This is a genomic window from Enterovibrio coralii (genome assembly GCF_001559595.1).
Taxonomy (GTDB): domain Bacteria; phylum Pseudomonadota; class Gammaproteobacteria; order Enterobacterales; family Vibrionaceae; genus Enterovibrio; species Enterovibrio coralii.
The window spans coordinates 1-206 of record NZ_LNTY01000045.1 but is presented as its reverse complement, the minus strand read 5'-3'; the positions used below and the strand labels follow the sequence as shown (position 1 = coordinate 206).

The window sequence follows — 206 nt, the reverse complement described above, 5'->3', positions numbered from 1 at the left end:
GCGTTGCTTTCGCAACCCTCAAAACACCTTGTTGACTTGCCTCGACGGAAGCTTTTCCGTTGAAGCGGGCGGCCATTTTACTGATTCATTCAAACGCGTCAAGCGTTTATTTTCATTCAGTTTTGAAGGCCTTTTCGCCGTACCGATTCAGTGGGCGTTTCCTTGTTGGAAGCCGCTCTCCGTGTCGGTGAAGCGGCATTATAGGG

1 protein-coding gene is annotated in these 206 nt (G+C 50.5%); it reads left to right on the top strand.

From position 1 onward, the window contains the following. The coding region (locus ATN88_RS27585) for a hypothetical protein (RefSeq protein WP_232313355.1) at positions 1-206 on the top strand (206 nt) is incomplete at both ends.